The following is an 11,748-nucleotide window of genomic DNA, read 5'->3' as shown; positions in this document are numbered from 1 at the left end:
GGAAAAGCGCAATGAAAAAAGCATTATTGGTGATCAGTTTTGGCACCAGCTATCCCGAAACGCTAAGAAACAACATTGAAGCCTGTGAACAGCAATTGGCCGCCGTTTTTTCGGACAGGAAACGCTTTCGAGCCTTTACCTCCGGCATGATTATTCGCAAATTGCGTCAGCGCGATGGCATTCACATCGATACGCCCCACGATGCCCTGACCCGACTGTATCACGCCGGTTACCACGATGTGGCTGTCCAATGCCTGCATATCATTAATGGCGATGAATATGAAAAAGTGCTGCGCGAGGTTGAGAAATTCCGCCCGCGTTTTCGGCGGCTGGTATTGGGCGCCCCGTTACTGAGCCATTTTAATGACTATTTGCATTTGATGCGGGCACTGCGCCACCAGCTTCCCCGACTGGCAGAGGGGGAATGTGTCGTCTTTATGGGACACGGTACAACACACCCTGCTTTTTCTGCCTACGCCTGCCTGGATCACCTCATGAGCCATGACCATTTTCCGGCGCGGGTCGGGGCGGTTGAAAGCTATCCCGAACTTCCCCTGCTCATAGCGGGATTAAAACAGCAACAGATCCGCAAGGTTTATCTGATGCCACTGATGCTGGTGGCAGGCGATCATGCCATCAACGATATGGCTTCCAATGAAGAAACGTCCTGGAAATCACAGTTGGAGCAAGCCGGGATTGTCGCGATCCCCCGATTACAGGGATTGGGGGAGAATCCGATGATTCGGCAGATGTTTATCGATCACCTTGCCCATGCACTGCGTGATCAGGAGACAATCGAATGAACGAAACAGTAAATGCAGGAAAGCTGTATGTGATGGGCGTCGGTCCAGGTGCCAGTGACCTGATCACTGTCCGGGCAGCGCGTATTCTGTCCGGGCTTGATGTGATCTATACCCCGACGGGCAAAAAAGGGACTCAAAGTCTCGCCCACGCCATTATTGAAGAATACCTTGCGCCGAAAACCGAGGTTTGCACTTACCATTTTTTAATGAAAGCCGATCTGACAGCCAAAAAAGCGGTGTGGGATGACGTGGCACACGCGTTGAAAAATGAAGTGGCTAATGGCAGGAAAGTCGGTTTTATCACGTTGGGCGATCCGATGCTGTTTAGTACATGGGTCTTTCTCTTGCAACGGCTGGTATCGGGAGCGCGGGCTTTGCCTGCGTGGCTGGAGATTGTGCCTGGGATCACCTCATTTTCTGCCATTGCCGCAGCCAGTGCGATGCCACTGGCGATGGAAGATCAAACTCTGGCCGTCATTTCCTGTACCGCTGCCGAGGCCGTGTTAGAGCAAGCATTACTCAACCATGACTGCATTGTCCTGATGAAAGTCTATGCGCGTTTTCCCCTGATCCGTGACCTGTTGCATCGTCACAATCTGTTGGAACAGGCATTGATGATGACGGATGCCACTTTGCCGACTGAACAATGTTGGCGCGATCTCGCCACACTGCCTTTCAGTGAAAAAGAGTGGAAGTCAGCGTTGTCTTATTTTTCAACCATTCTAGTGAATAAAAACTGGCAATTATCGAGGTGAGTTATGCAACAGAGACTGACGAAATTTTCGTTATCGGGTGCCATTATTGCACTGCTTTTTGGCCTGCTTTTGGTGATGGCACCACAAGAGGTTTTTGCTATGCATGTCATGGAGGGATTTTTACCGCCCATGTGGGCGCTGGCATGGTGGCTGGCTTTTCTGCCTTGTCTGGCGATGGGACTAGTCAGGTTACGCCAAATTGTGCAGGAAGAGAGTCACCAAAAAATCTTACTGGCACTGTGTGGCGCCTTTATTTTTGTTCTTTCTGCCCTGAAAATCCCTTCCGTAACCGGAAGCTGTTCACATCCAACCGGCGTGGCGTTGGCGGTGATTTTGTTTGGTCCTTCCGTGGTGGCGGTACTCGGCGCGATTGTCCTGCTGTTTCAGGCCTTATTGCTGGCACACGGTGGTATCACGACACTGGGCGCTAACGGTATGTCGATGGCAGTGATTGGGCCATTGGTCGGATACTTGATATGGCGCTTCTCCTGCAAAATGGGAATGCGCAAAGATATCGGCGTCTTTCTCTGCGCCTTTGTGGCCGATATTGTCACTTATGCGGTGACTTCCATTCAGTTAGGTGTCGCTTTCCCGGATCCACAATTGGGGATGGGGGCGGCAATCCTCAAATTTATGGGCATTTTCTGTATGACCCAACTACCTATCGCCGTGGCTGAGGGGTTACTGACCGTCCTGATTTACGACCAGCTGGTGAAAAGACAACTCATTCAGGCTCGCAGTTTCTAAGGAGTGTGCAAGATGAAAAAGACATTGATATTACTGTCCCTGGTTGCGGCGCTATGCATTATCCCCTTTTTTATTGAGCACGGTGGGGAGTTTGGCGGGGCAGATGGTCAGGCAGAAGCGCAAATCATGGAAATCGCCCCGCATTATACGCCGTGGTTTGAATCCTTGTATCAACCTGCCAGCGGTGAAATTGAAAGCCTGTTGTTTACCTTGCAGGGCAGCCTGGGAACTGCCGTGATTTTCTACATTCTGGGTTATTATCACCGTCATCGGAAAGATCATGATCGGAATAGATAAACTCAGTTACCAGAGCCGTTGGCGAGATAAAGATCCCAGGGCGAAATTCGCCCTGTATCTGCTGTTTATGACCTTGGCAATGGGACTTTCTCCGCTATGGCAAGCGGTGTTGTTGGTTGGGCTTGCCACTTTTACCTGCTATCTGCTGCGGATCAGTTTGCGGCGCTACCTGACATGGTTGTTGATCCCGTTGGGGTTTTTGGGGGTTGGCCTGGTTGCCATTGTGTTGTCTGCCAGTTCGCAACCGGAGGATCTGCTGTGGGGGATTCGGATTGGGCAATATGGGGTTGGCATTGATCCGCAAGGGGTGCAGATAGCTAACCAAACGCTCTGGCGCAGTCTGGCTGCATTATCGGCAACATTTTGGTTCATGATAAATATGCCCTTTGAGCAGATGATCAAGTTACTTAAGTTTTGCCGCGTTCCCCATTTGTTGATCGAACAAATCCTGCTGACGTGGCGTTTTATTTTTATTTTTCTGGAAGAAGCGATAGCGATCCACCATGCGCAATCATTACGCTTTGGCTATCGCACGATGCGAACGAGTTACCGATCGCTGGCCATGTTGATCAGCATGTTATTTGCACGGGTGATCAGCCGTTATCAGCAAATGAGTGTGGCGTTGGAACTCAAGTTGTATCAAGGCGATTTTCATTTATGACGGTGAAACATGGAATGCGATCTGGCTGGATCGGAAAAACAGGGGGAGGGCAAGATGTTAGAAACGCGTGCACTGTATTTCAATTATCAGGATGAACCCGTCTTGAAAAATTTAACGCTGGATTTTAGTCGTTATCAGGTCACCGGCATTATCGGGGCGAATGGTTGTGGTAAATCAACTTTACTGATGAATCTTTCCGGCATCTTGCGTCCACAAAAAGGGGCGGTTTGGTGGAATAACGCCCCGATGGATTACAGCAAAAATGGCCTGATGGCTTTACGCCAGCGTGTTGTCACGGTGTTCCAAGATCCTGACCAGCAAATTTTTTATACCGATATCGAAAGCGATCTCGCTTTTAGTTTGCGCAACTTAGGTGTTGAGGAAACTGAGATACAGCGCAGGATCGAATATGCGTTGGCACGGGTGGATGCCCATACTTTTCGCCATAAACCGATCCAATATTTGAGTTTTGGTCAGAAAAAGCGGGTCGCTATTGCAGGGGCACTGGTGATGGAGTTTGATTACCTGTTGCTGGATGAACCCACCGCAGGGCTTGATCCCGCAGGACGCCAGCAAATGTTGGCGATTATCAGCACGATAGCGGCCGAGGGGAAACGGATCATCATTTCCAGCCACGACATAGACTTAATCTATCAAATCTGTGATGGTTTATATGTGCTGGCAAATGGGGAGATGATTAGCGCCGGCAAACCGGAAACGGTATTACTGCAAAAAACAGCACTGGAACAGGCGGGATTGGCGCAGCCGTGGCTGGTGAAAATACACCGTGAAGCCGGATTACCTCTGTGCAAGACCGAGCAGGCGCTTTTCTCTGCTCTTGCCAACCTTATTCCGAACAAAGGCGGCCAGCCTGAAACCACTCACGGTGACACAAGGGAGAAAATAGAATGACATTATCGTTGATGATCCAGGGGACGGCCTCGGATGTCGGCAAAAGTGTGCTGGTGGCAGGGTTTTGCCGGATATTTGCACAGGATGGTTACCGCTGTACTCCCTTTAAATCACAGAATATGGCGCTGAATTCTGGGATCACTGCCGATGGCAAAGAGATGGGGCGGGCCCAGATATTTCAGGCGGAAGCCGCGGGGATTGCGCCGGATGTGCGTATGAACCCGGTATTGCTGAAACCCACCAGCGATCGCAAATCCCAGGTGGTTTTTATGGGAAAAGTGCTGTGCAGTATGAATGCGGTGGAATATCACGAATATAAGCCCCAGTTGCTCCGGCAGATTTTGATGGCCTATAACGGATTGGCCGCAGAAACGGACATCATGGTCTTAGAGGGCGCGGGCAGTCCGGCAGAGATCAATTTGCGTGATCGCGATATCGTCAATATGGGAATGGCCGAATGGGTGGATGCCCCAGTCATTCTGGTGGCAGATATTGATCGTGGTGGTGTGTTTGCCGCTATCTACGGCACATTAGCCTTGCTTAAGCCGGAGGAAAAATCCCGTATCAAAGGGGTGATCATCAATAAATTTCGCGGTGATGTATCGTTGTTGCAATCCGGGATCGCCCAGATCGAAGCCTTGACGCAAGTCCCGATATTGGGGGTATTGCCGTGGCTGGATCTTGATCTGGAAGATGAAGACAGCGTGGCTTTGCAGGTGGGGAAATATAGTCAGCGGAAACAGAAAACCGAAGATGATCTGGATATTGCCGTTATCCAATACCCCCATATCGCCAATTTCACGGATTTTAATGCGCTGGCGGCTCAGCCGGATGTGCATTTGCGTTATGTCCGTGAACCCTCTGAGCTTCGGGGAGCCGATCTGGTGATTCTCCCTGGCAGCAAGAATACCTTGGGCGATTTGGCATGGCTGAAAACCCAGGGGTTTAATCAGGCCATTCTCACCGCCCAACAGGAAAATGTGCCGATTATTGGGATCTGCGGGGGTTATCAGATGTTGGGCAAGCAAATTGTGGATGGGGTGGAATCCGGCTTAACCCAAATGGCAGGTTTAGGGTTATTGGATACGGAAACCGAATTTGCCAGCGAAAAACAGACTGCACAGGTGAGGGGTGTCGTGATGCCGGCATTATCCGGTATGCTGGCATTATGCAGCGAGCAACCGATTGTGGGTTATGAGATCCACATGGGCACCACCCGGTTGGGTCAGCAAGCCACACCTTTTGCCAAAATGCACTTGCACAATGGCGAAGAAAAAATCGGGTTTGATGGTGCGGTTTCTCAGGATGGGTTGGTCATGGGAAGTTACTTGCATGGTTTGTTTGATCAAGGCACGTTTACCCGTTCACTCCTCAACCAATTACGTATAAGAAAAGGCTTCGTTCCACGGGAAAATGTGGCCTTCAATTACCGCCAGCACAAAGAGAAGCAATTCAATAAGTTGGCTGCCAGTATGCGTGAGCATCTGGATATCGCCCGAATTTATCAATTCATGCATGAGCACAAACCCAGTGGAGTGATGCCATGATTGTGGTGACCGGCGGCGCTCGCAGTGGCAAGAGTACCCACGCTGAACGTCTGCTTGCTAAACAGTGTGAACAGGTATTGTATATCGCAACGGCACAGGCGACGGATGACGAGATGACGGCACGTATTGAGCGACATAAACAGGCACGTCCGGCACATTGGCGCACCTGGGAAGGCTACCAAAATTTAGGCTCGGTGATCCGCCAGCATCGCCAATCCCAAGAGGGGGTTATACTAGAGTGTGTGACCACATTCATGGCTAACGTGTTGCTTGACTTATCGGGAGGGGCGTCACCCGATGAACTGGATTTTTCATCATTGGAGGTGGTGATCCACCATCAGATCGATGACGTGATTGATGCTTGCCTAATGTGTCCGATGCCGGTGTATTTGGTGACCAATGAGTTGGGCATGGGCATTACACCCGAAAATCGGTTGGCTCGTCATTTTGTCGATATTGCCGGACGCGTTAACCAAAAGTTAGCCCAGGCTGCGAAAGAAGTCTGGCTGGTGGTTTCAGGTATTGGAGTGAAGATCAAATGAAACTGCACCTTTTTTGGGCCATGCTACAGTTTATGACACGGTTTCCGATCCCCGAAAAATGGGCGGAGGGGGTTGATTTTCGCCAATATTGGCGCGGTGTCCCTTATTTTCCATTAATTGGCCTGATTGTGGGTGGCCTGGCAGGCCTGGCATCCCTTGCTATCAGTCAATCGGGCGGCGGGATGGATCTTGGTGCGATGGGTTATGTGTTGGTTTTGGCTTTGCTGACGGGAGGGCTACATTTAGATGGATTGGCGGACACCTGCGATGGGCTTTTCTCCTCCCGCCGGCGCGAAAAAATGCTGGAAATTATGCGCGATAGCCGGCTTGGCACTTATGGTGGTATCGGGTTAATTTTCTGCATTCTGTCTAAAACATTAGCGGTTGTTGAATTATCTTATTATCCCCCCCTCTATTTGCTGGCCTTGCTGACCTGTGCATCGATTGTCGGGCGTACTGCCGTGGTGCTTTTAATGTATGCGCAACGGGATGCCCGTGAAAGTGAAGGGATGGGAAGCAGCTATATTGGCCGAATAACCCCTTCTGCAACGGCGCTAACCCTGTTGATAGGTATTGTATTGGTGATGGTATTGGGAAACTGGCAAACCTTATCCGCAATGATGGTGTCAATGTTGGTGGTTTATGGGCTTGCTCTCTACTTCAATTATCGTCTTGGCGGACAAACCGGCGATACGCTGGGGGCGGCGATTGAGATAGGGGAAGTGGTTTTCTTATTGGCAATGGTTTGGCAATAGTTGGATAAATATGACACTACAATCATTGATTGACGCGATCCAACCCTTGGATCGGGGAAAGATGGCCAAAGCCGCGCAGCACATTGACAGTCTGGTCAAGCCATTGGGAAGTCTGGGGCGCCTTGAAGCACTGGCGATACAATTAGCCGGGATGCCAGGTATTTTGGGACTGCAAAACCTGCAAAAAGAGATCATTGTCATGTGCGCTGATCACGGTGTCTATGACGAAGGCGTGGCGATTTCACCGAAAACGGTCACGGCGATACAGGCACGCAATATCCTGAAAGGGTTAACCGGGGTTTGTGTGCTGGCGAAAAACAGCGGGACACAGGTGCTGCCCGTGGATATTGGCATTGATGGTGATCCTATCGAACACATGTTGACCCTTAAACTCGCACGGGGCTGCGGCAATATCGCCAAAGGCGCAGCGATGGCGTATGAACAAGCTGAAATGCTGTTATTGGCTAGCGCGCAACTGGCGCAACAGCGTATTGCGGCAGGCATAACCGTATTGGGGGTGGGTGAGCTGGGGGTTGCCAATACGACAGCGGCGGCCGCGGTTATCAGCGTGCTGACAGGCAGTGATCCCCATGATGTGGTTGGATTAGGTGCCAATTTGCCGCCTGAACGGTTGGTGCATAAACTGTCTATTGTCCGGCAGGCGATTGCCATCAACCAACCGGATAGCAACAACGCGATTGATGTGCTGGCAAAAGTGGGCGGATTTGAGTTGGTCGGCATGGCTGGCGTGATCCTGGGGGCGGCGGCTTGTGGCGTGCCGGTCGTCCTTGATGGCTTTTTGTCTTATGCGTCAGCATTGGCAGCCTGTCAGATATCGCCAATCGCGCGGGATTATTGCATCCCTTCCCATATGTCGGCAGAAAAAGGCGCAGCGCTGGCGCTCCAGTTTTTGCATTTACAACCCTACTTGCATTTAGCGTTGCGCCTTGGTGAAGGCAGCGGTGCGGCGATTGCCATGTCACTGATTGATGCAGCCTGCTCGATGTATTGTCATATGGGGAAACTGGCAAGCAGTGGGATCAGCTTACCTGAGGTAAAAAAGTTGCATATAAATACTTTTTCATCATAGTAAGACACTGAGTTTTATGATGAACCCTGACACTTCGCGGTGCGAGGCGTCAGGGAGTGTCCTATCATATTGAATTTTTTTTATAAAATACGGACTTGAATTCAAGATGGGATTTATTTCCAGTTAAAGCAAAACGTCTTTTTTTCACCGGTTTGTTTCATTATGGCACCTAATTTTTGTGCATCATCATTATTATAACTGACCGTATATTTATAATTGTCGCCATCGTCATTAACTGCGGCAATCCCAAGGGAATAAATTGTACCATTGACAAGGACGTAAAGGTTTTTCTTCAGTAAATTTATCACATTTTGATAATGATCTTTATTCGCGGATACTCTCAAATATAAAGTGCAGTGTTGAGCTTCTTCCCAACAGAAGTAATAGAAATATAAGATATTTTCAATATCGATTTGATTTTGGCATTTCGTTAACGCCCCGAAAGGGCGTATATTAATATCACTAAACTCATCATCGGCAAGGTATCCCCAACCTTGACTGTAATTACGATTAAACACGCTATATCCTAATATAAGATCAAAAGACAACATACAGCGTAATTCCCAATCACACGCGACCATATCTTTCGGCGCAGGAACCCAGGGTGAGATGCTTCCGTCGGTATCTGACTGCTGAATATAGATAATATCACCGGCATCGTCGTATTTTGGGATAAGGTATACATTAGCGGGCCAACTACCGCGCCCCACGAGTTTATTCAAGTATGCTTGGATCATTGCCCACGGGAATGAACCTATTGGTGCGGCGACATCATTTTCAATTTCGACTGTGGTTTTAACCTTAACTTTGAATTGATCAGGGGAAAATGAACATTTCTTATCTTCTGCCTTATTGTTTTCAGACATAAATCCCTCACTTATTATTCGTAAAAGTTCAAGATAATTTCATTTCGCAACTAAATAACCAGTTAATATTACACATGTTAGTTTTTTATCTCAAATAAATGGCATTAAATAAAATTAATACGCATTAAGTTATTGTTGTGCATTATAAAATTTTGTGAATTTAAGGAAGGGTATGGTGATTGTCAGGTAAGTTAACTGTGTGGGTAATATGAAATTTATCCCAGCCCTTACCTGATATTCATGTTTATTTGATATATACGAATCCAACGTCAAGTTGCAGGTTGCAAACCCATGAGAGTATTTATATTTCCCCGCTGCGCGGGGAAATATCAGGCGCATCTTGAAAGGCGATGGGCATATGAAATTAAATTATCGTAAAGGGATCGGTTGTTATTTAATTTTAGATAAAATTGAGGGCAACAAAATGGTGTTCTTTGCGTAAATAATCCAATGATATTTCTGGGGTTTCGATGACTTTTATAATCGGGATAGCTAAGCCAAAATCATTTTCGGCGAAGTAATCAAAAACAGATTTCCCATTACCTGTCATGGCTTTTTCTGCAATATCGGCAATTTGTCTGGCAGTTCCAGAGATAGGTTCACCGAGCAACATTGCCCCTTTGATTGCTTTGACGGGGGTCGTGACATAAACAAAGGCAACGGTTTGTTTTCTCCTGAATTTTCGGCGAAATTCGTATTTCTTTTTACCGGATAAAACGGTTTTCCAGCCGATATCATGTAAGCTTAAAACAATATAATCTTCGGGTGTGAGGTGATATTTTTTCGTGTCGATTTTCATAAGGTGATTCACTCCACCGTGATTGATTTTATGTGATTGGTATCAATCTGTTACTCTTTTTCTCAATTGATCTTTTACCACTTTACCATTGGCATTGCGCGGTAACGTTAAAAAAGTATAGCCTTTGGGACGCTTATATCGTGCTATGACGGTACAAATATAATCATCTAACGCTTGCGCCGTTATTGAGACATTTTCGTCGAGTTCAATAAAGGCATGGGGAACTTCTCCCCAGTAGGGATCGGGCTTTGCCACTACTGCGGCCGCTAACACACCGGGGTAACTGGACAGGGCATTCTCCAGTTCAAGGCTGGAAATATTTTCGCCGCCGGAAATAATGATATCTTTTTTTCTATCAATGATTTTGATATAGCCATCAGGATCGACGACCGCCAGATCACCGGTATAAAACCAGGGGTTGGTTACCTCCGGTGTCACATGACGCACAGGATCATAAGCCGCCACAATATTACCGCGGATCGCAACCTCACCCATGGTTTTGCCGTCAAAAGGAACGTCCGACTGGGTATTGGGATCAATCACGCCCACCTGCCCTTGTAAGTTAGAAACAATCCCCTGACGCATACGTTTTAAAACTTTTTCTGATCCTGATAATGCCTGCCATTCATGTTTGTTTTCACAAACCACCACCGGGCCGTAAGTTTCCGTTAACCCGTAGACATGCGTCGCATTAATCCCGACCTCATCCAGCAATGAAAATAGACTTTCTGTCGGTGGGGCGCCGGCAATCAGGCCATAAACGCGATCCCCAAAATGCTTGCCCGCTTTTTGCGTTATCTTGCCTAATGAATAGTGAATAATTGGGGCGCCACAATAGTGGGTGACGTTATTTTCCAGCATCAGTTGCATTGCTTCTTCGGCATCAAATTTCCTGATACAAACGTGTGTCCCCGCGCGAGCTGCGATTGTCCACGGAAAACACCAGCCATTGCAGTGGAACATCGGAAGCGTCCATAAAAAGATCGGGGTTCTGGGCATGTCCCAATCCAGGATATTGGAAATGGCATTTAAAAATGCACCGCGATGGGAATACACCACCAATTTAGGTTGCCCGCTGGTGCCCGACGTGGAATTGATGCTGATAGCCGCTTGTTCGTCAATTTGGATAAATGACAGTGCCTTTGAGGCGTGTTCGGTGACCAGTAATTCGTAAGGTATCATTTCATGTCCAGCCGGAGGGAGAGGAATAGCGGAACGCTCTTCATCAACAATAATTATCTTAACTGGATTATTGAAAACGACATTATTTAATAGTGAAAGATAACTTTTATCGATAATTAATATTTTGGGCTGTAATTTTTCAAAGATAAAATTTAATGTGGCGGCATCTGTTCGGGTGCTTAAAGCATTGAGAATACCGCCAGATAAAGGAACGGCAAAATGTAATTCAAGTAATTCATGAATATTGGGTAAAAGGGCTGAAACGACGCTTCCCTTATCCATCCCCATTTGCTGGAGAGAGACGGCAATCCTTTCACAACGATTGGCATATTGGCGCCAGGTCCAACGCTGTTTTCCATCAATGATGGCGATATCATTACCATTGCTTAATACTGCTCTTTTGAGAAACAAAAGCGGCGATAATGCTGTGCCGGTATATTCATTTAAGAATGAATTATCGAGAACCATACTCTTCACTCCCTATTATTATCGTTAATAAAATTGTTATGCACTTTAAAAGTAATCGCTGGCAGCAGAATAAGCAATGTCAGGTAAATTGAAGGTCGGGTTATTTTATTTCAAATTTACATGCAAATAATCTGAGTTTATTTTATACCAATCTAACTTCAAGTTGCCGTTTGCAAACCAACGAGAGTGTTTATATCTCCCCTACGCGGGGAGATATAAGACGCATCTTGAAAGGCGATTGGTATATATGCAGTTTTTGTTTATTAAACTTGATAAAGTCACCGATTGAAAATAGATTGGGGAATTCTATTTAGGATAATAAAC

General features: G+C 47.5%; 13 protein-coding genes. 10 read left to right on the top strand and 3 right to left on the bottom strand.

What is annotated here, in order from left to right; all coding sequences use genetic code 11:
* Positions 1-11: 11 nt before the first annotated feature.
* The 10 genes from cbiK to cobT are packed head-to-tail and all read left to right on the top strand — an operon-like array spanning position 12 to position 8,109.
* A complete protein-coding gene (cbiK, locus tag Xkoz_RS04270; RefSeq protein ID WP_099140921.1) occupies positions 12-803 on the top strand; it encodes a sirohydrochlorin cobaltochelatase in 792 nt (263 codons plus the stop codon).
* Positions 800-1,558, top strand: a complete 759-nt coding sequence (locus Xkoz_RS04265; protein ID WP_099140920.1) for a cobalt-factor II C(20)-methyltransferase — start codon at positions 800-802, stop codon at positions 1,556-1,558. The genes cbiK and Xkoz_RS04265 overlap by 4 nt, the downstream gene beginning before the upstream one ends.
* A gap of 3 nt (positions 1,559-1,561) precedes the next feature.
* Positions 1,562-2,305, top strand: a complete 744-nt coding sequence (cbiM, locus tag Xkoz_RS04260) for a cobalt ECF transporter S component CbiM (RefSeq protein WP_099140919.1) — start codon at positions 1,562-1,564, stop codon at positions 2,303-2,305.
* 12 nt (positions 2,306-2,317) lie between these two features.
* The gene (locus tag Xkoz_RS04255) at positions 2,318-2,602 is read left to right on the top strand and encodes an energy-coupling factor ABC transporter substrate-binding protein (RefSeq protein ID WP_099140918.1); all 285 of its coding nucleotides are present in this window, start codon (positions 2,318-2,320) and stop codon (positions 2,600-2,602) included.
* Positions 2,586-3,263 (top strand): energy-coupling factor ABC transporter transmembrane protein, encoded by a 678-nt coding sequence (locus Xkoz_RS04250; protein ID WP_099140917.1) that lies wholly within the window; start codon positions 2,586-2,588, stop codon positions 3,261-3,263. Before Xkoz_RS04255 ends, Xkoz_RS04250 begins: the two co-directional genes overlap by 17 nt.
* Before the next feature lie 54 nt (positions 3,264-3,317).
* Positions 3,318-4,175: an ATP-binding cassette domain-containing protein gene (locus tag Xkoz_RS04245; RefSeq protein ID WP_099141116.1), complete on the top strand. Its 858-nt coding sequence runs from the start codon at positions 3,318-3,320 to the stop codon at positions 4,173-4,175.
* On the top strand, positions 4,172-5,722 hold the full coding sequence (locus Xkoz_RS04240; RefSeq protein WP_099140916.1) for a cobyric acid synthase: 1,551 nt from the start codon (positions 4,172-4,174) through the stop codon (positions 5,720-5,722). The genes Xkoz_RS04245 and Xkoz_RS04240 overlap by 4 nt, the downstream gene beginning before the upstream one ends.
* The gene (gene cobU / locus Xkoz_RS04235) at positions 5,719-6,264 is read left to right on the top strand and encodes a bifunctional adenosylcobinamide kinase/adenosylcobinamide-phosphate guanylyltransferase (protein ID WP_099140915.1); all 546 of its coding nucleotides are present in this window, start codon (positions 5,719-5,721) and stop codon (positions 6,262-6,264) included. The genes Xkoz_RS04240 and cobU overlap by 4 nt, the downstream gene beginning before the upstream one ends.
* The gene (cobS, locus tag Xkoz_RS04230; protein WP_099140914.1) at positions 6,261-7,019 is read left to right on the top strand and encodes an adenosylcobinamide-GDP ribazoletransferase; all 759 of its coding nucleotides are present in this window, start codon (positions 6,261-6,263) and stop codon (positions 7,017-7,019) included. The genes cobU and cobS overlap by 4 nt, the downstream gene beginning before the upstream one ends.
* 10 nt (positions 7,020-7,029) lie before the next feature.
* Positions 7,030-8,109, top strand: coding sequence for a nicotinate-nucleotide--dimethylbenzimidazole phosphoribosyltransferase (gene cobT, locus Xkoz_RS04225; RefSeq protein WP_099140913.1), 1,080 nt, complete (start codon positions 7,030-7,032; stop codon positions 8,107-8,109).
* A gap of 113 nt (positions 8,110-8,222) precedes the next feature.
* Here cobT and Xkoz_RS04220 read toward each other — a convergent pair whose 3' ends face one another.
* From Xkoz_RS04220 to Xkoz_RS04210, 3 genes are all read right to left on the bottom strand, one after another.
* A complete protein-coding gene (locus tag Xkoz_RS04220; protein ID WP_099140912.1) occupies positions 8,223-8,975 on the bottom strand; it encodes a Thoeris anti-defense Tad2 family protein in 753 nt (250 codons plus the stop codon).
* Positions 8,976-9,375: 400 nt separating this feature from the next.
* On the bottom strand, positions 9,376-9,774 hold the full coding sequence (locus tag Xkoz_RS04215) for a hypothetical protein (protein ID WP_099140911.1): 399 nt from the start codon (positions 9,772-9,774) through the stop codon (positions 9,376-9,378).
* Positions 9,775-9,816: 42 nt separating this feature from the next.
* Positions 9,817-11,424 (bottom strand): AMP-binding protein, encoded by a 1,608-nt coding sequence (locus tag Xkoz_RS04210; RefSeq protein ID WP_099140910.1) that lies wholly within the window; start codon positions 11,422-11,424, stop codon positions 9,817-9,819.
* Between the last annotated feature and the right edge of the window lie 324 nt (positions 11,425-11,748).

Origin of the sequence: Xenorhabdus kozodoii (genome assembly GCF_002632875.1) — a bacterium.
Taxonomy (GTDB): Bacteria; Pseudomonadota; Gammaproteobacteria; order Enterobacterales; family Enterobacteriaceae; genus Xenorhabdus; species Xenorhabdus kozodoii.
Note: the sequence above shows the minus strand (reverse complement) of the source record. Positions and strands in the feature narration are given on the sequence as shown.